Origin of the sequence: Brachybacterium atlanticum (assembly GCF_025669985.1) — a bacterium.
Classification (GTDB): Bacteria; Actinomycetota; Actinomycetes; order Actinomycetales; family Dermabacteraceae; genus Brachybacterium; species Brachybacterium conglomeratum.
Map to the genome: position 1 here is coordinate 1 of NZ_JAKJJW010000003.1, position 21,418 is coordinate 21,418.

The window sequence follows — 21,418 nt, forward strand, 5'->3', positions numbered from 1 at the left end:
TGGGGATCGATCTTCTTCGGCATGCTGTCCATCCTCTCGGACTCAAACAGCAGCGGCATCAAACCTGGGCCGATTCACTGGGGAAGGCCGCACAGCTGCCCTTCTCGTTCTGGCTCTCCGGGGCGATGCAGGGTCCCAGCCCGGTGAGCGCGCTGCTGCACTCAGCGGCGATGGTGGCCATGGGCGGCTTTCTGCTTCTGCGCATGGAGCCGTTGTTGGCTGCGACCGGGTGGGCCGGGCCAGTGGCCGCCTGGCTCGGGATGCTCACCGCGGTGCTGATGGGCATCGTGGCGCTGGCCCAGCGGGAGCTCAAACAGCTCCTGGCCGCCTCCACGGTCGCCCAGCTGGGGTTCGTCGTTCTCGCTGCCGGCGTCGGCGCGGTCAGTGGCGGCGCGGCCCATCTGGTGGCGCACGCCTCCACCAAGGCCCTGCTCTTCCTGGCTGCCGGGGCATGGTTGACGGCGGTGGGCACCGAAGAGCTCGCGAGACTACGCGGAGTGGGGCGTCGGTGGCGGGTTGTCGGGGTCTGCGCGAGCGTGGGGGCGCTGGCCCTGGCGGGGATCGCCCCGCTGTCCCTGTGGGCGACCAAGGACGCCGTGCTGGCTGCTGCGCTCGAGGCCTCCCCGTGGCTCTATGCCGCCGGGTTGCTGGCGTCCGCCCTGTCGGCCGCCTATGCCGGCAAGGCCCTGTGGGCGATCTGGCGCCGCGGGGACGGCGCGGGAGTCCGTGCGGGCGGCACCGGCCAGGTAGGGGCCCTGGAGCAGGCGCCGCTGGTCGTGCTGGCCGCCGGCGCGGCCGGGCTCGTCGTGCTGGCTCTGCCCCCGCTCAGCCGGGCCCTCGCCGAGACACTGGGCGGGCACGGCGAGGTCTCGGCCGTCGAGCTGGCTCTCTCGGCCGTGATCGCGGCCGCCGTGCTGCTGCTGATGCTGCGGCTACGCGCCCCCGAGCCGAGATGGGCCCGTGAGTGGCTGGGGCTGGAGAGGATCGCGCATGCCGTCGCCGTCCGCCCGTCCCTGTCCCTGGCGCACGCCCTGGCTCGGTTCGATGACCACGTCCTGGACCGCACCGTGATGGCCGCCGCCGGGGCGGTGCCTGTGCTAGCGCGGATCGCCGCCCGTGCCGACGACCGGATTCTCGACGCCGGGGTCGACGCCACCGCGCACGCCGCCGACGTGACCGGTCAGCTGGCGGCGAGGGTCGATGACGACGGAGTGGACCGTGGGGTGGAGATCCTCGCCGGTCGGGTCCGCCGGCTCGGGCATCTGGCCCGGATCCCGCAGACCGGAGCCATCCACCAGTACTTCCTCCAGGCCGTCGCGGTCCTCGCGATCGGCGTCGTGGCCTGGTCCGTCTATGCCGTGATGGGATGAGCATGCTGAGTCTGATCGTTTTCCTGCCCCTGGCCGCCGCCGTCGTCCTGGCGGCGATGCCGGCGATCGGCCCTGCGGTCGCCCGCTGGGCCTGGGTCGCCGTGAGCGCGGTCGAGCTGGTGCTCGTCGGAGTGCTGTGGGTCGGTTATGAGGACCCGGGGCAAAACGCACTGGCGTACGAGCAGCAGGTGCCGTGGATCCCGGGGGTGAACAGCAGCTATCACGTGGGCGTGGATGGTCTCTCGTTACCGCTGGTGGCCATGACGACGATCGTTTTCCTGGCCTGTGCCGTCTACGCCCTGCGCCAGCCCGACCGGCCCCGGATTCAGACGGCCCTGTTCCTGTTCCTGCAGGGCGTGAGTCTGGGGGTGTTCGTGGCAGCCGACCTCATCCTGTTCTTCGTGTTCTTCGATCTCTCGATCGTGGGCATGTACTTCGTGATCGCCGGATGGGGCCATGGCAACGCTGCCCGCTCGGCCCTGAAGTTCTTCCTCTACACGTTTCTGGGATCACTGGCCCTGCTGCTGGGCTTTATCGGGCTCTACGTGGCCGCCGCACCGCACACCTTCGACATCCCCGAGCTTGTCGCGGCCACCCCGCTCGATGACAGCCCGCTGACCGGGGGGCTGGTGCTGGCGGCGATCGTGGTCGGTCTCGCGGTGAAGACCCCCACCGTTCCCTTCCATACCTGGTTGCCACCGGCCCACACCGACGCCCCGGCGACCGGTTCGGCCGTGCTGGCTGCGGTGTTGCTGAAGATGGGGACCTATGGGTTCGTGCGCATCGCCATGCCGATGCTCCCGGAGGCGTGGCGGTCCTGGGCCTGGGTGATCGTGGCGATCGGTATCGTCTCGGTGCTGTACGGAGCGTTCGTGGCGCTGGCTCAGACGGACCTCAAGCGGATGGTGGCCTACACCTCCGTCAATCATATGGGCTACATCGTCCTGGCCCTGGGTGCGGCGGGTCTGGTCGCCGAGGGCGCCGAGCAGGCCCGCTCGGTGGCGGTCACCGGTGCGGTGGTGCAGATGGTCAGCCACGGGTTGATCACCGCCGCGCTGTTCCTGCTGGCGGGGGTGATGCAGGATCGGGCCGGCACCTATGACATGGGTTCCTACGGAGGCCTGGCCGGTCCCGCGCCGCGGTATGCGGCGCTGTTCGCGGTCGGTGCCTTCGCCTCCCTGGGCCTGCCCGGGTTCTCCGGATTCATCGCCGAGTTCCAGATCTTCGCCGGCAGCATCGCGGTCGCCCCGGTCACCGCCATCGCCCTCCCGGGCATCCTGGTCACGGCCGCCCTGTTCCTGCGGGCGCTGCAGCAAGTGTTCACCGGCCCCACGGAGGGCCGATCGCCCGGGTTCGCGGATCTGCGCGTCCGGGAGCTGTGGTCGGTCGGTCCGCTGCTGGCCCTGTCCGTGCTCATCGGGGTGCTGCCTCGAGTCCTGCTCGAGGTGATCGAGCCGGCCTCCGCGGCCCTGGTCTCCTTGGTCGGGAGGTAACCGGTGGAGGCCTCGATGCAGATGCGGCCCGCCCTGCTGCTGCCGGAGATCCTCGTCTTCATCGGCGGCCTGGTGGTGCTGCTGGGCGGCTCATTCCTGCCCCGCCAGCGGCAGTGGATCGCCCGCGCCGTCGCCGCGGTAGCCCTGCTCGGTGCCACGGTCGCCGCCGCCGTGGCGATGACCGGCCCCGAACAGAGCGCGTTCTCAGGCACCTTCGCTGTGGACGTCGCCACCGGAGCCGCCCGGATAATCGCGGCCCTGACGACCCTGTTGGTCCTCGGGGTGGCCTCCGGGGAACTCGCCGGCTCGCCGCGAGAGTCCGACACCTACGCGCTGCTGCTCTTCGCCACCACCGGGGTGATGGTGCTAGCCGGAACCACCGACCTGCTCGTGCTCGTAGCCGGATTCCTGCTGGTCAGCATCCCCTTGTACGGGATTATCGGCCTGACCGGCGGCCGGGCCGGGGCCGAAGCGGCGATGAAGACCTACCTCATGGGCGCGTTGTCCGGGATCCTGCTCATGCTCGGGGTCACCGTGCTCTACGCCGTGGCCGGGGGCACCGACTACGCCCTGCTGCGGGACGTGCTACCCGGGGCCCCGGCCGCAGCCGTGGGGGTCGGCGTGCTGGGCGTGCTCGCCGGGTTGCTGTTCAAGGCCGGCGGCGTGCCCCTGCACTTCTGGGTACCCGACGCCACACAGGGCACCGGCGGCACCGCCGCGACGTTCCTGACCACGGTCCCCAAGATCGGAGCGCTGGTAGCCGTCTACCGATTCGTGGCCACGATCTCCGAAGGCGACGGCTCCTGGCTGGTCGTCGCAGGCGTGCTGGCCACGACCTCCATGGTCGTGGGCAACCTTGCCGCGTACTGGCAGACCGATCCCCGCCGGCTGCTGGGCTGGTCGACCGTGGCCCAGGTCGGGTTCCTGCTCGTCCCGGTGGCCGCGGCGGGTCGCAGTGATCTGGCACTGCCCTCATTCTTGTTCTACCTCGCCGCCTATGCCCTGGCCAACGTCGCCGCCTTCGCCGTCACCGCAGCGCTGCCCCACCACCGCGAGCTGAGTGACTACCGAGGTCTGGCCCGGTCCCGCCCCGGGCTGGCCCTGGCTCTGCTCGTCGCGCTGCTGGGCCTGGTGGGCACCCCACCGCTGGCCGTGTTCGTCGGCAAGCTCACCACCGCCACCGCAGCCTGGGACGGCGGGCACGGCTGGTTGGCGCTGGTCGTGATGCTCAACAGCGTGCTCAGCCTGTTCTACTACCTGCGCTGGTTCGCGCCCGCGTTCGCCCGTCCTACCGATAACGGCGCTAGCTTCCCCCGCCCGGGCGGAGCGGCCACCTGGCCGGCAGCCACCGCCGGGGTGGCTGCCACCGCGAGCCTGGGGCTCGGCATCCTGGCCGGTTTCCTGTGGGCGGCTCTGGAAGGACCCCTGCTGTTCTAAAGACGGTGCCGGCATGGACGTCACCATCGCTGCCGTCGGCGTGATCCTCGCGTCTGACGCGCCACGCTCGGTATGGCCTCTCGGCCACTTGGGCACGGCTTATCCCAGCGCATTCTCGAGACGTTGAGCCTCTCCCGGCTTCGCCAACCCCTCGTGGCGGCACGTGTGAATCGGCTGTAAGTGTTCGTGGTGGCCGGCCCGGGGGCTGGCTGGCAGGGTTGGGGCTGGTAGTCCGGCGCCCGTCGTGACTCCTGAATCGGCTGACCCCTACGGGGTGTCATTCCCGGGATCTGTCCGGCAGGGACCGGGTGCCGGCGCCAGCCCTGGCCCACTACGATGGCTTGATCAGAAGCATGTCCACCGTCGAGATCACGATCCCGACGGCGTGGCTCATTACAGGCCCACCTCGTAGTAACTCTCATCCTGGGCCGACGCCAGCAACGACGTCCCGTCCCAGCGATTCGAGAGGAACATCGTCATGAACACGCTGCCTGCCACTGTAGGGGACATCCACCGATAAGTCGTCGGCGTCGACACCCACGCCGCAACCCACTCCTACGCGATCATCGAAGTCCCGAACGGCGCTTTCATAGATCAGAACGTCTTCCCGATCAGCCCTGCAGAGCTGCGACGCGCCCGAGACTGGATCTCACGCCGAACCGAGGGAGATCTCGACGGTGTACTGATCGTTGTGGAAGGAACTGGCTCCTACGGAGCAGTTCTCAGCGACGTGTGGCAGCGAGCGGGGTACCGAGTCGTCGAGGCACCGACCCCGCGTCCTGACGACGTACGGTCACGCCCCTGACGTCGAGGGAGACGAAAGCGGGCACTAATGGGGCAGCGGGAGCGAGAGCCTCCTGCTGCACTCGTATGGCCTTCAGCGCATCTCGGGAACGGTGAAGGCTGGGAGCAGGGTTCCGATGATGAGTTCGGCGGCGTCCTTGAGCTCGATTCGGCCGGCGGTCACCTCTTCGGCGGCAGCGTTCATGGCCAAATGGGTGACGGCGAGCAGCCAGCTGACCGGAAGCTCTGCGCGGAACACCCCTTCACGCTGTCCGCGTTCGAAGAGACCCTGCATGCGCCCCTCGGCCACCTCATGCATCTCACGGATGCGCGCTGACGGCAGTTCGCGCTGTGCCACTACGAGCACAGAGCGGACGCGTTCCAGGAGAGACCAGCTCGACGTGATGAGGGCTTCGAGCGCTGCCACTGGGTCCCCGTCGAGGGGCACGTTCCCGAGGACGTCCTCGGCCTGCTCGAGGCTGTCCGCGAGGGTCGCATCGATCAGTGCCGCACGGTTGGCGAAGTGCCCGTACAGGGTCATGCGGCCCACGCCGGCTTCGGCGGCGATGTCGGCGACGGAAGCGTCCGGGTTCTTGCGCAGCGCGACCGGCGCGGCGGCGAGGATCTTCGCCCGGTTGCGCTGTGCGTCGGCACGCTGATTGACCCCCAGACCGCTCTTGCCGCGTTCACCTGCTGCGGTCGTGCCCTTGACGTTCGGCATCTTCCACCTCTAACTCGTACGGGAATGTATGGGTTACTCTATCCGTTGTAACCCGTACACCGATGTCTGAGTTCGGTGTTGTGGGGCCCCTCCCACGGGAACGCAGTCAAGGACGGAAGGGCCAGAGGCCATGAGAACGAAGAAGCATGAGACGAACGAGGTGCGTCATGTCTGAGTCAGATGCACCTGTGCCCCAGACGGGGGTGAAGCAGTGGTGGGGTCTTGCGGTACTCGTGATCCCCTCAACGCTGCTGTTCATGATGTTGACGATCCTGTTCCTCGCGGCCCCGAACATGGCCGCGGACCTGAGCCCGACGAGCGCACAGCTGCTATGGATCCTCGACATCTACGGGTTCGTGATGGCCGGGTTCCTCGTCGCGATGGGCGTCCTCGGCGACCGCGTCGGCAAGCGCCGGCTCATGGTGATTGGCGCCATCGTGTTCGGGATCGTCTCGATCGCCGCGGCGCTGACGACGAGCCCAGAGCTGATGATCCTCTGGCGAGCCGTTCTCGGGCTCGGAGGAGCCATGATGCTCCCCTCCACCCTCGGGCTGATCTTCGTACTGTTCGCCGACCCGAAGGCCCGCGGCATCGCGGTCGGGGTGTGGGCCGGCGGCATCTCCGCAGGCGTCGCGCTCGGCCCCCTGCTCAGCGGGCTCCTGCTCGAGGCGTTCGGCTGGCAGTCGACCTTCCTGGTCGCCGTCCCGGTGATGGCGCTGGTCGCGATCGGTGCCCCGCTGCTACTACCTGAGCACAAGGACCGTACTGCGAAGATCGACCTGTTCAGCGCACTACTTCTCGTCACTTCGCTACTCGGGATCATCTACAGCGTCAAGCGCTTCGCTACCCAGGAGCCGGTCGGACCGACGATCGGACTGCTGGTCGCCGGAGCGCTGATCGGTCTATGGTTCGTGATCCGGCAGCTGCGGGCCACACACCCTCTACTGGATGTGCGACTGTTCGCCAACCGCACCGTCAGCGGAGCGCTCACCGTTTTCCTCCTGTCGGCTGCGGCATTGGGAGGGGTGTACTCCCTGTTCACCCAGTACCTGCAACAGGTTCAGGGGCTCTCACCGATGCAGGCGGGGCTGTCGATCATCCCCGCCGCGGCGGTCCTCATCGTCGTCTCCACCCTCTCCCCGATGCTGGCCCGGAAATTCCGTCCTGGCAACGTGATCGCGCTCGGCCTGCTCACGCAGGTCGTCGGCTACGCACTGTTCACCCAGCTCGATGCCGGCACCGGTCTCGCACTCGTGATCGCGAGCTTCGTGATCACGTACCCGGGGGTTGCGCCCTCGATGGCGCTGACGACGGAACTGGTCGTCAGCTCGGTCCCGCCGGAGAAGGCCGGCGGCGCCTCCGGCTTGGCGACCACAGTGAACGACTTGGGCATCTCCCTCGGGGTGGCGGTCATCGGCAGCATTGGCATCGCCACCTACCGCGGCCAGATCACCGACACCATGCCCGACGGCATGCCAACAGAAGCAGCAGCCGCCGCGGAGACCGGCATCGACGGAGCCCTCGCCACCGCGGAACAGCTGCCCGACACGGTCGGCGCAGCTCTGACCACCGCGGCGCAACAGGCGTTCACCAGCGGGCTGAACACCGCCGGCATGGCCTCCGCCGTCATCGCCGCTCTCGCCGCACTCATTGCCGCTACGCGGTTGCGCCATATCCGACCCACCGGCGAGTCCGCTTCCGAATCGAGGTCCTCCGAGGAATCCGTGCGGTGAGTGGAGCCGGCGAGCCGATGCCCGGCACTCGTAGCCACGGGGCTTGCGTGGTACCGGGAGGGGGTATAGCCTCAATCCTGGAACGATACCCCGTGGGGGTATATAAACTGAGAGGAGCACGACCATGACGACGAACGAGTACCAGGTGACCGGAATGACCTGTGGACACTGCGAGATGTCCGTCCGCGAGGAGGTCGACGAGCTCTCCGGGGTGACTGACATTCAGGTCAGCGCCCAGACGGGTCGCCTCGTCGTCACCTCCGAGGAGCCCCTCGACGACGCACAGGTCCTCACCGCGGTCGAGGAGGCCGGCTACTCGGCGGTCAAGACCCGATGAATGCGGCGGGACGACTGATCGCCTACGGCGCTGCTCTCGCAGTGACCTTCGGCGGCGCATTCGTCGCAGCCGGCGCCGTCGTCCCGGACCGGGTCGTCGAGAGATGGTCGGCGCAGGCAGCCGACACCTCGCACGACGATCCCGACCACGGTGGAGGCGCGGATGCGCAGCCCGAGGCCGCACCGCAGAAGGGAGTATCGATGTCCTCGCAGGGCTATGTGCTGTCTGAGGTCTCCGCTCCGCAGTCCGCGGCGGAGTCCGGAGAGCTCGTCTACACGATCACCGGCCCCGACGGGAGCCCCCTCACGGAGTATCAGGAGGCACACGAGAAGGAGATGCACCTGATCGTGGTCCGCACCGACGGCACCCAATACCGCCATGTACACCCGGAGCTGGACCCGTCCACCGGGAGCTGGTCCCTGCCCTGGCAGTGGGAGGAAGCCGGTACGTACAAGATCTATGCCGACTTCGCCGCCACCGGCGATGGCGAGGACACCCTGACGCTGTCGCGGACCGTTGACGTGGCCGGCGAACTCTCGCCGGTCACCGACCATCCCCTCTCTACGAAGGACGAGGTCGACGGATTCGACGTGACGCTGGAAGGGGACCTGACTACCGGGACCTCCAGCGACCTCACGCTGAGCGTCACCCAGGACGGCGCCCCCGTGACCACCTTGGAGCCCTACCTCGGCGCCTTCGGCCACCTCGTTGCTCTGCGCGAGGGCGATATGGAGTACCTCCACGTCCACGCCGAGGGCGAGGACCCGGCTGGCGGGGAGACCTCCGGCCCGGAGATCTCCTTCATGGCGGAGGCCCCCACGGCCAGCCGCTATTACCTCTACCTGGACTTCCAGATCAACGGCGAGGTGCACACCGCGCAGTTCGTCGTGGAAGCGGAGCAGGGCACCGAGAACGAGAGCGCCGATGCGCACCCGGATGGTCACTGAACCCATGGGGCTGGATCGACCGTCAAGACAGACCGGAAAGGATCTGCAGTGAACCCCGAAACACCGCTCATCGCGGAGACCGGCATCGAGCTGGAAATCGGTGGCATGACGTGCGCATCCTGCGCGAACCGTATCGAGCGGAAGCTCAACAAGCTCGACGGCATCACCGCGACCGTCAACTACGCCACCGAGAAGGCCAAGGTGACGGCACCAGAGGGCTACGATCCGCAGCTGCTCGTCAGTGAAGTCGAAAAGACCGGATACACCGCCGCGCTGCCCAAGCCCGCCACCCGCAAGGACTCAGCGAGTACGCCTGGGGACGATCAAGAGGGCTACGACCCGGAGCTGACCTCTCTGCGCCACCGGCTGATCGGTGCGGTCGTGCTGACCGTCCCGGTCATCGCGATGGCAATGATCCCCGCTATTCAGTTCCCCTACTGGCAGTGGCTCTCGCTCGCACTCGCGGCCCCGGTCATCGTGTGGGGCGCCTGGCCCTTCCACAAGGCGGCCTGGACGAACCTCAAGCAGGGCGCAGCCACGATGGACACGCTCATCTCGATGGGCACCTCCGCCGCCTTGCTGTGGTCCCTGTACGCACTGTTCTTCGGAACCGCCGGCACCCCAGGCATGACTCATCCCTTCGAGCTGACGATCGCACCCTCCGACGGGGCAGCGAACATCTACCTCGAGGTCGGCGCGGGCGTCACGATGTTCATCCTGGCCGGCCGCTACTTCGAGAAGCGATCCAAGCGCCAGGCCGGCGCCGCCTTGCGCGCCCTACTCGAGCTCGGCGCGAAAGAAGTCTCCGTGCTGCGAGAAGGCCGAGAACAGAAGATCGCCATCGACGACCTCGTAGAGGGTGACGACTTCATCGTCCGCCCCGGCGAGAAGATCGCCACCGACGGCACCGTCGTCTCCGGCACCTCAGCGGTCGACGCCTCCATGCTCACCGGGGAGTCGGTCCCCGTCGAGGTGGGTGAGGGGGACGCCGTCACCGGCGCCACCGTCAACGCCGGCGGGCGGCTCGTGGTCCGTGCTACGCGCATCGGCTCCGACACCCAGCTGGCCCAGATGGCGAAGCTCGTCGAGGATGCCCAGACCGGCAAGGCCGAGGTCCAACGACTGGCCGACCGCATCTCGGGGATCTTCGTGCCGATCGTCATCCTGGTCGCCGCGCTGGCCCTCGGGGCGTGGCTTGGCGCCGGGTTCCCCGTCACCGCAGCCTTCACCGCCGCCGTCGCCGTTCTCGTGATCGCCTGCCCCTGCGCGCTGGGTCTGGCGACTCCGACCGCGCTGCTGGTGGGCACCGGCCGCGGAGCTCAGATGGGGGTGCTCATCAAGGGCCCCGAGGTGCTCGAGTCCACCCGTAAGGTCGACACCGTGGTGCTGGACAAGACCGGTACCGTCACCACCGGCAAGATGACCCTCACCGATGTCGTCACCGATGAAGGCACCGATCGCGCCGAGCTGCTGCGCCTGGCCGGCGCCGTCGAGGACTCCTCCGAGCACCCGATCGCCCAAGCGATCGCCAAGGGCGCCACCCAGGAGGTCGGCGAACTCCCGACACTCTCGGACTTCACCAACCTCGAGGGCAAGGGTGTGCGCGGCACCGTCGAAGGACGGGCTGTCGTCGTCGGCCGCGAGAGCCTCCTCGCCGAGACGCAGATGGCCCTGAGCCCCGCGGTCGCCGCGGCCAAGGCAGAGGCCGAAGAACAGGGCAAGACCGTCGTCGCCATCGGCTGGGACGGAATCGCCCGGGGAATCCTGGTGGTCGCCGACACGGTCAAACCCACCAGCGCTGAGGCCGTTGCCGAGATGAAAGCGCTGGGGCTGACCCCGGTGCTGCTGACCGGTGACAACGAGGCCGTGGCTCGCCAGATCGCCGCCGAGGTCGGCATCGACGAGGTCATTGCCGAAGTCCTGCCGTCGGAGAAGGTCGATGTAGTCTCCCGCCTCCAGCGCGAGGGCCGCACCGTCGCAATGGTGGGCGACGGCGTCAACGACGCCCCCGCCCTTGCCCAGGCCGACCTGGGACTGGCGATGGGCACCGGCACCGACGTCGCGATCGAGGCCAGCGACATCACCCTGGTACGTGGCGACCTCCGCAGCGCCGTCGATGCCATCCGCCTGTCCCGCAAGACGCTCTCGACCATCAAAACCAACCTGTTCTGGGCCTTCGCCTACAACACGGCCGCGATCCCGATCGCCGCACTCGGCATGCTCAACCCCATGCTCGCCGGCGCCGCGATGGCCTTCTCCAGCGTCTTCGTAGTGGGCAACAGCCTGCGCCTGCGCGGCTTCACCTCCATCGCGAAGAACTGACCCCTCCCCGCACGAAACCCCTATGGAAGGAATCCCATGAACGACACGACCGACCAGACCTCCAGCTGCTGCGGCCACACCCCCCACTCCCCCGTCGAGCCCGAAGGGCGCCCGAACCTGATGGGCGCCACGGAGGACGACATGGCCACCTGTCCGGTGATGGAAGGCAGGCCCGTCGTCAAGAGCACCGCCGAGGCCGCGGGCCTGTTCCGCGACTACGAGGGCACCCGCTACTGGCTGTGCTGCGCCGGGTGCGGACCCCTGTTCGACGCCGACCCACAGAAGTACGCCGCCGCCTGAGCACCACCGCTGATTCGGGGGGCGCGCTGCAAGCCAGTGCGCCCCCCTCGCCATTCGGATCGGAGTTCGACCATGTCCCGCTCGACACGCATTCTCGTCATCGGTGCAGGAGCAGCGGGGTCGGCCGCCATTCGTGAACTCGCCCAGCACGAAGAGATCAGCCCGACCGCGATCATCGAGACGGAGGTGGCGCCGTACAACCGCACGCTAATCAATAAGGCAGTCGCGACCGGCTTGCTCGACGCCTACCAAGCACATCTTCCGGCCCTGCCCGTCCCTTCAATCCGCGATAGCGTCCACGCCGTCGATCCTCTCGAGCAGACTCTCCGCCTCCGCTCCGGCGCCCGCCTGGACTATGACGCGCTCATCGTTGCCACGGGAAGCGCGCCACACTCCCTCCCTCCGAACACCACCAGCCCCGCCGCCCTGGACAGCGGACGGGTGACGCATCTGCACTCCCTCGACGATGCGCTCCGTGTGCGGGCCGTCCTCGAGCGCACGCGCTCTCCACGGGTTCTCATCTACGGGGCCGGAATGATTGGAGCCGAGACCGCCGGGATCCTCCGCGACGCTGGATGCAGGGTCACGCTCGCTGCCTCTTCACCCATCCCAGGGGTCAGCGCCTTCGGCTCCCAGGTCGCAGGACAGCTTTCCCAGGCACATCGGGTCACTGTCGACACGCACTTCGGTCACGCGCTGACGCGACTTGATCTCGTCGAGAGCGAGCTGCACGCCGCGTTCACCGACGGCCGTGTCATCGCCGCGGACCTGGCCATCTCCGCCCTTGGCACGCGCCCGCTCTCCCCCTCCCCATGGGGCGGAGCGATCGCTGTCGACTCTCGGCTGCGCAGTCGTGACCACGAGAACGTCTACGCCGCAGGAGGCGTCGCGGTCCACGAGACTGACGGCACGACCTGGCGCATCGATCATTGGAGCGACGCCGAGGCACAGGGCGCGCACGCCGCACGCAGCGTCCTTTCCTCGCTCGGACACGCGGACGCACCCGAACCCTACCGACCCTGCGCCCTCTACAGCGCACAGATCCACCAGCACCTCTACGTCGCTGCTGGACGTACAGGCCGATTCGGGACGACGCGCGCCCTCTCTACCTCTCCCCTCGTCCTCACCCACGGGCGAGCGGACCGGCTCGTCGGAGTCAGCGGCTTGGACGCCGGTCCCGACGTGATGGCTCTCGTGCCGCGCCTCCACACCTCGATCACGCCGATGCTGACAGCGGAATCCAACCCCTCGACAGATACCCCGTAGGGGTATATGGTCGAGTGTATGAACGCTGGCAATCCCCCACACCGTCACGACCACGGAGAACCCGGCATGCAGCACTCTCATCCTTCCCCCACGCCTCATGGCGCGCACACCGGTATTGCTGAGCACGACGCACCCGAGGCGCATCACGACCACGGAACTCACGGAGATCACGAGGACCACTCGGGACACGAGGGTCACTCAGGGCACGGGGGCCACGCCGGTCACGGGGACCACGTCGCACAGTTCCGGCGGCTGTTCTGGATCAATCTGATCATCGCCGTTCCGGTTGTCGCATTCTCGCCGATGTTCGCGATGCTGCTCGGGTACAGCGTTCCCGAGTTCCCCGGCGCTCTATGGATCGCCCCGGTTCTCGGCACCGTCATGTACGTCTGGGGCGGCCGCCCGTTCCTCACCGGTGCCGTCTCCGAGATCCGCTCTCGTCAGCCCGGGATGATGCTCCTGATCGGGCTCGCGATCACGGTCGCGTTCATCGCCTCTTGGGGTGCGACTCTCGGGATCCTCGACCACCAGCTGGAATTCTGGTGGGAGCTCGCCCTGCTGATCGTGATCATGCTGCTGGGCCACTGGGTCGAGATGCGCTCCCTCGCCCAGACGACGTCCGCGCTCGACTCCCTGGCCGCACTGCTGCCGGACATGGCAGAACGCATCGAAGGCGACGAACTCGTGAGCGTCTCGCCCACCGAACTGCAGCACGGAGACCTGGTCCTGGTGCGCCCGGGGGCGAGCGTCCCGGCCGACGGCACGATCCGGGAAGGCCGCGCCGACGTGGACGAGTCCATGGTCACCGGCGAGTCCCGCCCAGTGACGCGCTCCACCGGAGACTCTGTCGTGGCTGGCACCGTCGCCACCGATTCCAGTCTCCGCATCGAAGTCACCGCCACGGGCGACGACACCGCCCTCGCCGGTATCCAGCGCCTGGTGACCGAAGCGCAGAACTCCTCTTCCCGGGCACAGCGCATCGCGGATACCGCCGCGGCGTGGCTTTTCTGGTTCGCTCTCGGTGCCGCTGCGATCACCGCGATCACCTGGTCTCTGCTCGGCATGCCCGATGACGCCGTGGTGCGCACGGTGACGGTCCTGGTCATCGCCTGCCCCCATGCGCTGGGGCTCGCGATCCCGCTGGTCGTCTCGATCGCGACGGAGCGGGCTGCCCGCGGCGGTGTCCTGGTGAAGGACCGTCTGGCCCTGGAGGCCATGCGCACCGTTGACGCCGTCCTGTTCGACAAGACCGGCACCCTGACCAAGGGTGAGCCCGTCCTCGCCGAGATCATCACCCGCGGTGCGGACGAGACCGAGGTGCTGGCCCTGGCAGCTGCCGCCGAGGCGGAGAGCGAGCACCCGCTCGCCCGCGCCATCGTCGCCAAGGCACAGGCCGAGGGAGCGCAGATTCCTGCGGGCTCTGACGTCAGCTCCACCCCGGCACTGGGCGTGAGTGCCCAGGTCGATGGGCACGAGATCCGCGTGGGCGGTCCTCGACTGCTCGAGGAGACCGGAGTGAGCGAAGTCGACGAGGCTGAGGCCTGGCGCCAGGAGGGCGCGATCATCCTCCACGTCCTCCGCGACGACGAGGTGATCGGCGGTCTCAAGCTCACCGATGAGGTGCGCCCCGAATCTCGCGACGCCATCGATGCCCTGCACAGTTTGGGCGTCGAGGTCGTCATGATCACCGGCGACGCCGAGGCGGTCGCGAACAGCGTCGGCCGCGAGCTCGGCATCGACCGCGTCTTCGCCGGGGTGCGACCCGAGGACAAGTCCTCGAAGGTCGCCCAGCTCCAGAAAGAGGGCAAGAAGGTCGCGATGGTCGGAGACGGCGTCAACGACGCCCCTGCCCTCGCCCAGGCCGATGTCGGCATCGCCATCGGCGCCGGCACCGACGTCGCAATCGCTTCCGCCGGGGTCGTGCTCGCCAGCTCCGATCCACGCTCGGTGCTCTCGGTCATCGAGCTCTCCCGCGCCGCCTACCGAAAGATGAAGCAGAATCTCTGGTGGGCAGCCGGCTACAACCTGATCTCCGTGCCACTCGCGGCCGGAATCCTCGCCCCCATCGGATTCGTCCTTCCGATGTCCGTCGGAGCGATCCTCATGTCCCTGTCCACCATCGTCGTCGCCCTGAACGCCCAGCTCCTGCGACGCCTCGACCTCCGACCGGAAGCGACCGTCGCCGCCGTCCGGGCTCGCCACTGACCCTCCCTCACCGAATGGGATCACTCATGAACACTGCACCTGAACCCACCGAGGAACAGGCCTGCCACAGCGGACCCCACGGCTACATCCAGGACAAACCCCGCTACCTCAACCGCCTCAAGCGCATCGAAGGCCAAGCCCGCGGGATCTCCCGGATGATCGATGAAGATGTCTACTGCATCGACATCCTCACCCAGATCTCCGCTCTGAACAGCGCGCTCGAGAACGTTGCACTGGGACTGCTCGACGACCACCTCCGTCACTGCGTCCTCGATGCCGCTCGCGAAGGCGGAGATGAGGCCGAGAAAAAGCTGAAGGAGGCTTCAGACGCAGTACGGCGCCTCGTCAAGTCTTGAACCATTCCGCCACCACCGACAACCCATCGATCACCGGCACAGCCTTAGATTCGGCCAGGTTGCCCTCGGGCACCACTCACCGCCTTGAGGAATCCGACAACTTCATGAGAATTCGAGCAGGCAACCTCCTTGTCGCGCCGCAGTTCACGGCGTCGCACCCCTGACAGGTCGCGCGAGAACCTACAGGCGTTCTGCATCACAGCGCCCTCGACCTCGGCCGCTTTCCGGGACGGCGCCTCCAGCGTCTCGCCGCCGCGCTCGCCGGCCGCCGGGGACCGCGCCCCCGCCGCAGGTCAGGACCGACGTGACCGAGACTCCGCGGCCGTCTCGGTCCGGCCCCTCGCCGACGCCCCCGGGACCGCGTCGCCCATGGCTCCCAGCGAGCTCCCCGACACCCTCCCGGCAGATCACGGAAAGGTGACAGCGGCTCTACAGCCTGCGCTTCTAGCTTTCCGGCTCCACACCAGGAGACCGAGAGGACCCGTCATGGACACCACCGACCCCCGCCGCGTCGGCCGCCCCTATCCCGAGGCGCGCGAGCACACCGTCGCACATAACTCCGCCGGAGCGGTCCCCTCGGGCACCGCACCGCGCAACAGCTTCGAGGGCCGGCCCCTCCACCACCCGGCCGAGGATGTCGAGGACCAGGGCCTCGCCTTCGACGTCGGCACTCTGGTCTCCCGCCGCGGCGCGCTCGGCGTGCTCGGCGCGGGCAGCGTCACCGCCGTCCTCGCCGCCTGCACCGGCGGCTCCGCCTCCACCACCGGCGCCGCGAGCGATGGGGGAGGGGCGAGCGATGCCGGCGACTCCGGCGCTTCCTCCGAGCTCACTGAGATACCCGGCGAGACCGCCGGCCCCTACCCGGGCGACGGCTCCAACGGCGCCGACGTGCTCGAGACCAGCGGCGTGGAGCGCTCCGACATCCGCTCCTCCATCGACTCGGACACCACCGCCGAGGGCGTCCCCCTCGACATCACCATGACCATCATCGACATGGCCGGCGGCGACGTGCCGATGGAGGGCGCGGCCGTGTACCTGTGGCAGTGCGACGCCGCCGGGCAGTACTCGATGTACTCCGAGGGCGTGGAGGAGGAGACCTACCTGCGCGGCGTGCAGATCGCCGACGCGCAGGGCAAGGTCACCTTCACCTCCATCTTCCCCGGCTGCTACGCCGGCCGCTGGCCCCACCTCCACTTCGAGGTGTTCCCCGACACGGAGTCGATCGTCGACGCGTCCAACGCGATCCTCACCTCGCAGATCGCGCTGCCCCAGACGGAGGCGGACGGCGTCTACGAGCTCACCGAGTACGCGGGCAGCGCCGAGAACCTCTCCCAGCTCACCCTCGAGACCGACGGGATCTTCTCCGACGGCTACGAGCAGCAGCTCGCGGCCCTCTCCGGCGACCTCGATTCCGGCTACTCCTTCGCCATCGACGTCCCGATCGACACCACCACCGAGCCCGAGGCCGGCGGGATGGGCGGCGGCATGGGCGGTGCGGGCGGCCAGCCGCCGGCCGATGGAGAGGGCGGTCCCGGCGGTGAGGGCGGCACCCCGCCCGAGGGTGCGCCGGGCGAGGGCGGCGAACCCCCGGCGGATGCGCCGTCCGACGGCGGCGGAGACACGCAGGGCTGATCCGGCGACCTGCACGGCCCGGCGATCGCGCGGCCCGGCGCAGAGCTGACGCGGCATCGGCAGAGCTGATGCGTGCGGGCGGATCCGACGCCGGGAGGGGGATCAGCAGAAAGGGGACTCCAGCGGCACACGGCGGAGCTCAGCGCCGCGCCGTGCCGCGGGAGTCCCCTTTCTGCAGGTGCCGCCCCAGCCGGCACCGCCTCAGAAGAAGGGGAGTTGGCCGAGGATCATCCAGCCGCCGTTCACGATGATCCCGATGACGGCCAGGAACACCAGGGCAAAGCCGATCCGCATCACGGGGCCCCTTGCGGAGATGCCGCGCCCGTTCCGCGGGGCGATGAAGCGCTCGGGCCGGTCGCGGTCGTGGAGCACGGTCACGCTCATCCCGCTGCGATCCACGGTTCCGATGTCGCTGACCACCGGGTTCGCGCGGACCGTCTGCCCGCGGTCGGTCGTGAACTCGATCGTCTCGACGACCCGGCTGGAGCGGTCCTCCCGGGTGCCGCTGTAGTGCACGTGCGAGGAGATCACCCGCCCCTCGGTCCGGATGCCGCTCGAGGCCAGACGCCGCGTCCGCAGCAGGTCACGCACGGCCGAGAACATCATCCACAGCGCCACCAGCACCAGCAGCAGCGCGACCAGCCCGAAGACCGCTCCGAACGCGCCGAAGCCCATGCGCACCCCCCATGGTTCCCCCTTGCTCTCACCCGTCGGCCCCCGCCGACGTGTCCCTCCGACCGAGCGTACCGGGCACGGTGCGGCGCGGGACGGCGAGGGCTAGAGTCGGGACGGAGCATCCGCCCGCGGGAAGGACCCTCATGCGACGCAGCATCGTCAACGACCCCGACCAGCTCGTCCCCGAGGCGCTGGAGGGCTTCGTCCTCAGCCATCCGGGACGCCTCGCCCTCGACGCCGAGCACCGCTTCGTCCGACGTGCCGAGCCCGCGAGGGGCAAGGTCGGCCTCGTCTCCGGCGGCGGCTCCGGCCACGAGCCGCTGCACGCCGGCTTCGTCGGCCCCGGGATGCTCGATGTCGCGGTCGCCGGCGCCGTGTTCGCGAGCCCGACCGCGCTGCAGGTCCTCGAGGCGACCAAGGCCGCGGACTCCGGCCGCGGCGTCGTCCAGATCGTCAAGAACTACACCGGCGACGTGCTGAACTTCCGCATCGCCGGCGAGATCAGCGGCGACGACCAGGTCGAGACCGAGATCGTGCTGGTGGACGACGACCTCGCCACCGACACGGCGGACGGGGGAGGCCCGGGCCGCCGCGGCACCGCCGCCACCGTGATCGTCGAGAAGGTGTGCGGAGCCGCCGCCGAGGAGGGCCAGGACCTCGCCGCGGTCGCAGGCGTCGGCCGACGCGTCGCCGCCTCCGCCCGCACCATGAGCCTCGCACTGACCGCCGGAACCCACCCCGGCGACGAGGAGCCGCAGTTCACGCTCGGCGACGACGAGGTCGAGCTCGGGGTCGGCATCCACGGCGAGCGCGCCGCCCGGCGGGTTCCCTTCACCAGCGCCGACGGACTCACCGACCTGCTGCTGGACCCACTGCTGGAGGAGCTCGGCCTCGAGCGGGGCACCGAGGTGCTCGCGATCGTGGGCGGCCTCGGCGGCACCTACCCGCTCGAGCTGAACCTCGTCGCCCGCCGCCTCCACCACCGTCTCGACGACGCCGGCCTCGCCGTCGGCCGCAGCCTCGTCGGCTCCTACGTGACCAGCCTCGACATGCACGGCATCTCGTTGACGCTGATGCCGCTGGACGAGGAGCTGCGCCGTCTGTGGGACGCGCCCGTCCAGACCCCTGCCCTGACCTGGTGAGGAGCACTCCGATGACCGACCATGCCCTGCCCGACGACTTCGGCCGTCTCGTCGTCACGACCCTGCGCGAGACCCTCGAGGACGCCGCGCCCGCGCTCGGCGACCTCGACCGCCGCGCCGGAGACGGCGACTTCGGCGACAACGTCCGCACCGCCATGAAGAACCTCGGCCGCGAGCTCGAGGGCGGCGAGCCCGCCGACTACCGCGGCTGGGTCACCGCCATGTCCCGCGCCTGGCTCGGCGTGGGCGGCACCTCCGGACCCCTGTTCGGCATGTTCTACCGCGACCTCGCCAAGGCCGCCGGCGACGGCGAGGTCCCGGACCTCGCCGCGCTCGCCGAGGCGCTGGAGGCCGGGCAGGCCGTGATCCAGAAGTACGGCGAGGCCGAGGTGGGGGACCGCACCATGGTCGACGCGCTCGCCCCGGCCGTCGCCGCGCTGCGCGAGGCTGCCGGCTCCGGGGCCGACGCCGCGCACGCGCTCGGCGCCGCCGAGAAGGCCGCGATCGACGCCGCGAAGGGCACCGCCGAGCTCACCGCCCGCCGCGGCCGCGCCAGCTACGTCGGCGACAGCGCGAAAGGCGTCATGGATCCCGGCGCCTGCTCGATGGCGCTGGTGATCGGCGCGCTGCGCGCCGCGGTCGGGGCCGACGGGGGAGAGGTCCGCGCCGACTGGATCGGGTGAGGCCGGCGCATCGTCTCGTGCCTTACCGAGGAGCCCCGCACGGCGGGAAGGGATGGCGGGCGGCGCCGGCGCGCTTCGGGACATCTCGAGGATCTCCTGGATGAGGATCTCGTTCCGCAGGACTGTGGATGACGGCTCCGGACACCTCGCGCCCCGCAGACTCGCCCGCTGGTAGGTTCGCTCTTCGTGTCCGATCTCGCCGCCCTGCTCCCCGATCTGAGCACCAGCTCCTGGCTGCTGGTGGTGCTCGGCGCGCTCATCGTCGGCTTCTCCAAGACCGCGCTGCCCGGCGCAGCGACCCTCGCCGCGGGCGCGTTCGCGCTGGCCATGCCCGCGAAGGAGTCCACCGCCGCGCTCCTGCTGCTGCTGATCCTCGGCGACATGACCGCGCTGTGGGTCTACCGGCGGGAGCCGGACTGGCGCACCCTCGTGCGCCTCCTACCCAGCGCCATGGTCGGCGTGATCATCGGCGTGTTCTTCTTCGCCGCGGTCGACGACACCACCGTGCGCGTCACCATCGGCGTGATCCTGCTGGCGCTGGTCACCCTCACCCTCGTCCGCCGCGCCCAGGCCGCGCGCCGCACCGCGGCGGAGTCGGAGGCGTCGGACCACTCTTCTGCCCCCGGGCCCGCGACCCGCGCCGAGTCCGAAAGCGGCAGCCGCAAGGGCGCCGCCGCGACCGCGCAGGGCGTCGGCTACGGCCTGCTCGGCGGCTTCACCACCATGGTCGCCAACGCCGCCGGGCCCGTCATGTCGCTGTACCTGCTGATGATGCGGATGCCGGTGCTGACCTTCCTGGGCACCTCGGCGTGGTTCTTCGCCGTGATCAACCTGTTCAAGCTGCCCTTCTCCGCGGGGCTGGGCCTGTTCACCGCCGAGACCCTCGCGATGGACGTGCTGCTCGTGCCGGTCGTGCTGCTGGCCGCCTTCGTGGGAGCGAAGGTCGCCCGCCGCATCTCCCAGTCGGTCTTCGACAAGCTGGTGCTGGGCCTGACGGTGCTCGCCGCGATCGGCCTGCTCATCCCCTGAGCGGGGCCCGGCCGCTCGCGGAAGCCCGGCCCTCACGGGATCTCGTCGGCCGTCAGGCCGGCGGTGAAGCCCCACTCCCGCAGGTCCTCGTCGCTCGCCGCGAAGAGCACCTCCCGCACCTCGACCCGCCGCGGCTCCCCGCCGTGCTCCTCGAGCTCCGCCGTCCACACCGGCTCCTCGCGGTCGAAGTAGAGCGTCGCGGTGGTTTGGTCCAGCAGCAGCGCCGAGCCCGTGCCGCAGTGGAGCCAGGACTGCCGGCCCGCGCGGTGCTCGAGGTCGTCGCGCAGCACGGCTCCGCACTGCGTCCCGTCGGCCAGCACCACGACCAGCGGGTTCGGCATCTCCGACGCGTGGGAGGTGAAGCCGACGAGCATCGAGGAGCGGTTCCGGGCCGCGGAGCGGGTGAGCGGATCACGCACGCACAGCGCCTCCCCGGCCTGCCCTCCCTCGACGGCGCGGCAGACCAGCAGGCGCTTGTCCGCGCTGCCACAGCGGAAGTAGTCCTCGCCGACCGCCCAGTCCGTCGCCCGCGGCAGGCTGCCCGCGCAGGCGTTCCCGGGAAGGTCGACGATCTCCCAGTCCTCGTCAGGCCAGATCCTGGCCACCCGGGTGCGGGTCAGCGGCGGGTCCTCCGCGGAGGTCCTCCCGCTCACGGCGGGGTCCTCATGCTGTCCGGCCGACGGGGTCGTCGGGGACGGGTCGGGGGCGAGCGGCACCTCCTGGGGCGCGTCCTGGCGGACGGCGATCGTCGCCGGGGCGGACGTGGACTCGGTCGCCTCCGGGGCCGCAGGCCCCGCGACGCACCCTGTGAGCACGGCCCCCAGCAGCAGCGCACCGCTCAGCGCGAGGGCGCGCCCGGCGGCGGCAGGGTGCCTGGCGGCGGCGAGGAGCCGGGGCGCGGCCGGACGTCGGGACGCGGCGGGGGACGGCGAGGAGCGGCGCGGGGTCATGACGCAACGAGTCCGTTCGAAGGGTCCGCTCCCTCGG

At 69.6% G+C, this 21,418-nt stretch carries 18 protein-coding genes; 15 read left to right on the forward strand and 3 right to left on the reverse strand.

Translation table 11 applies throughout. The annotated features are described in order from the left end of the window. The 3 genes from L3K22_RS01965 to L3K22_RS01975 form a co-directional block, all read left to right on the forward strand. Positions 1-1,370, forward strand: a 1,370-nt coding sequence (locus tag L3K22_RS01965; RefSeq protein ID WP_263309917.1) for a proton-conducting transporter transmembrane domain-containing protein, incomplete at its 5' end; no start/stop codon positions are given. Continuing rightward, positions 1,367-2,863 (forward strand): complex I subunit 4 family protein, encoded by a 1,497-nt coding sequence (locus tag L3K22_RS01970; RefSeq protein WP_234695638.1) that lies wholly within the window; start codon positions 1,367-1,369, stop codon positions 2,861-2,863. The genes L3K22_RS01965 and L3K22_RS01970, both read left to right, overlap by 4 nt. 15 nt (positions 2,864-2,878) lie before the next feature. Beyond that, on the forward strand, positions 2,879-4,300 hold the full coding sequence (locus L3K22_RS01975; protein WP_245348810.1) for an NADH-quinone oxidoreductase subunit N: 1,422 nt from the start codon (positions 2,879-2,881) through the stop codon (positions 4,298-4,300). A gap of 877 nt (positions 4,301-5,177) precedes the next feature. On the opposite strand, the gene L3K22_RS01980 is transcribed toward L3K22_RS01975, so the two are convergent. Continuing rightward, a complete protein-coding gene (locus L3K22_RS01980) occupies positions 5,178-5,804 on the reverse strand; it encodes a TetR/AcrR family transcriptional regulator (RefSeq protein ID WP_263309918.1) in 627 nt (208 codons plus the stop codon). A 203-nt stretch (positions 5,805-6,007) separates the two neighbouring features. Between L3K22_RS01980 and L3K22_RS01985 the strand changes: the two genes are divergently transcribed. The 9 genes from L3K22_RS01985 (at position 6,008) to L3K22_RS02025 (ending at position 16,902) form a co-directional block, all read left to right on the forward strand. Then, on the forward strand, positions 6,008-7,537 hold the full coding sequence (locus tag L3K22_RS01985; protein WP_263309919.1) for an MFS transporter: 1,530 nt from the start codon (positions 6,008-6,010) through the stop codon (positions 7,535-7,537). A 124-nt stretch (positions 7,538-7,661) separates the two neighbouring features. Next, the gene (locus L3K22_RS01990) at positions 7,662-7,874 is read left to right on the forward strand and encodes a heavy-metal-associated domain-containing protein (RefSeq protein WP_209886454.1); all 213 of its coding nucleotides are present in this window, start codon (positions 7,662-7,664) and stop codon (positions 7,872-7,874) included. Between the two features lie 200 nt (positions 7,875-8,074). Next, the gene (locus L3K22_RS01995; RefSeq protein WP_263309920.1) at positions 8,075-8,821 is read left to right on the forward strand and encodes a DUF8832 domain-containing protein; all 747 of its coding nucleotides are present in this window, start codon (positions 8,075-8,077) and stop codon (positions 8,819-8,821) included. A 48-nt stretch (positions 8,822-8,869) separates the two neighbouring features. Continuing rightward, positions 8,870-11,143, forward strand: coding sequence for a heavy metal translocating P-type ATPase (locus L3K22_RS02000; RefSeq protein ID WP_373317968.1), 2,274 nt, complete (start codon positions 8,870-8,872; stop codon positions 11,141-11,143). 36 nt (positions 11,144-11,179) lie between these two features. After that, entirely contained in the window at positions 11,180-11,443 is a 264-nt protein-coding gene (locus L3K22_RS02005; protein ID WP_263309921.1) for a hypothetical protein, read from the forward strand. Positions 11,444-11,515: 72 nt separating this feature from the next. Continuing rightward, positions 11,516-12,709 carry an NAD(P)/FAD-dependent oxidoreductase gene (locus tag L3K22_RS02010; RefSeq protein ID WP_263309922.1) on the forward strand — a complete coding sequence of 398 codons (1,194 nt, stop codon included), beginning with the start codon at positions 11,516-11,518 and terminating at the stop codon, positions 12,707-12,709. Between the two features lie 66 nt (positions 12,710-12,775). Continuing rightward, positions 12,776-14,914: a heavy metal translocating P-type ATPase gene (locus L3K22_RS02015; protein WP_263309923.1), complete on the forward strand. Its 2,139-nt coding sequence runs from the start codon at positions 12,776-12,778 to the stop codon at positions 14,912-14,914. Between the two features lie 26 nt (positions 14,915-14,940). Then, a complete protein-coding gene (locus L3K22_RS02020; RefSeq protein ID WP_263309924.1) occupies positions 14,941-15,270 on the forward strand; it encodes a metal-sensitive transcriptional regulator in 330 nt (109 codons plus the stop codon). A gap of 486 nt (positions 15,271-15,756) precedes the next feature. Continuing rightward, positions 15,757-16,902, forward strand: coding sequence for a dioxygenase family protein (locus tag L3K22_RS02025; protein WP_263309925.1), 1,146 nt, complete (start codon positions 15,757-15,759; stop codon positions 16,900-16,902). Between the two features lie 201 nt (positions 16,903-17,103). On the opposite strand, the gene L3K22_RS02030 is transcribed toward L3K22_RS02025, so the two are convergent. After that, complete coding sequence (locus tag L3K22_RS02030; protein ID WP_263310018.1) at positions 17,104-17,577, reverse strand: DUF3592 domain-containing protein; 474 nt, start codon at positions 17,575-17,577, stop codon at positions 17,104-17,106. 143 nt (positions 17,578-17,720) lie between these two features. On the opposite strand from L3K22_RS02030, the gene L3K22_RS02035 reads away from it, so the two are divergent. The 3 genes from L3K22_RS02035 (at position 17,721) to L3K22_RS02045 (ending at position 20,431) form a co-directional block, all read left to right on the forward strand. Further along, positions 17,721-18,719, forward strand: a complete 999-nt coding sequence (locus L3K22_RS02035) for a dihydroxyacetone kinase subunit DhaK (RefSeq protein WP_263309926.1) — start codon at positions 17,721-17,723, stop codon at positions 18,717-18,719. An 11-nt stretch (positions 18,720-18,730) separates the two neighbouring features. Further along, positions 18,731-19,402, forward strand: a complete 672-nt coding sequence (locus L3K22_RS02040; protein WP_263309927.1) for a DAK2 domain-containing protein — start codon at positions 18,731-18,733, stop codon at positions 19,400-19,402. Positions 19,403-19,588: 186 nt separating this feature from the next. Beyond that, on the forward strand, positions 19,589-20,431 hold the full coding sequence (locus L3K22_RS02045) for a sulfite exporter TauE/SafE family protein (protein WP_263309928.1): 843 nt from the start codon (positions 19,589-19,591) through the stop codon (positions 20,429-20,431). A 32-nt stretch (positions 20,432-20,463) separates the two neighbouring features. On the opposite strand, the gene L3K22_RS02050 is transcribed toward L3K22_RS02045, so the two are convergent. Beyond that, a complete protein-coding gene (locus L3K22_RS02050; RefSeq protein WP_263309929.1) occupies positions 20,464-21,381 on the reverse strand; it encodes a hypothetical protein in 918 nt (305 codons plus the stop codon). Positions 21,382-21,418 lie beyond the last annotated feature (37 nt).

Bases quoted from the DNA above. Each gene is read 5' to 3' on its own strand.
- L3K22_RS01970 (WP_234695638.1), top strand. From the start codon at position 1,367: ATGAGCATGCTGAGTCTGATCGTTTTCCTGCCCCTGGCCGCCGCCGTC.
- L3K22_RS01975 (WP_245348810.1), top strand. From the start codon at position 2,879: ATGCAGATGCGGCCCGCCCTGCTGCTGCCGGAGATCCTCGTCTTCATC.
- L3K22_RS01980 (WP_263309918.1), bottom strand. From the start codon at position 5,804: ATGCCGAACGTCAAGGGCACGACCGCAGCAGGTGAACGCGGCAAGAGC.
- L3K22_RS01990 (WP_209886454.1), top strand. From the start codon at position 7,662: ATGACGACGAACGAGTACCAGGTGACCGGAATGACCTGTGGACACTGC.
- L3K22_RS01995 (WP_263309920.1), top strand. From the start codon at position 8,075: ATGTCCTCGCAGGGCTATGTGCTGTCTGAGGTCTCCGCTCCGCAGTCC.
- L3K22_RS02005 (WP_263309921.1), top strand. From the start codon at position 11,180: ATGAACGACACGACCGACCAGACCTCCAGCTGCTGCGGCCACACCCCC.
- L3K22_RS02010 (WP_263309922.1), top strand. From the start codon at position 11,516: ATGTCCCGCTCGACACGCATTCTCGTCATCGGTGCAGGAGCAGCGGGG.
- L3K22_RS02015 (WP_263309923.1), top strand. From the start codon at position 12,776: ATGCAGCACTCTCATCCTTCCCCCACGCCTCATGGCGCGCACACCGGT.
- L3K22_RS02020 (WP_263309924.1), top strand. From the start codon at position 14,941: ATGAACACTGCACCTGAACCCACCGAGGAACAGGCCTGCCACAGCGGA.
- L3K22_RS02025 (WP_263309925.1), top strand. From the start codon at position 15,757: ATGGACACCACCGACCCCCGCCGCGTCGGCCGCCCCTATCCCGAGGCG.
- L3K22_RS02030 (WP_263310018.1), bottom strand. From the start codon at position 17,577: ATGGGCTTCGGCGCGTTCGGAGCGGTCTTCGGGCTGGTCGCGCTGCTG.
- L3K22_RS02035 (WP_263309926.1), top strand. From the start codon at position 17,721: ATGCGACGCAGCATCGTCAACGACCCCGACCAGCTCGTCCCCGAGGCG.
- L3K22_RS02040 (WP_263309927.1), top strand. From the start codon at position 18,731: ATGACCGACCATGCCCTGCCCGACGACTTCGGCCGTCTCGTCGTCACG.
- L3K22_RS02050 (WP_263309929.1), bottom strand. From the start codon at position 21,381: ATGACCCCGCGCCGCTCCTCGCCGTCCCCCGCCGCGTCCCGACGTCCG.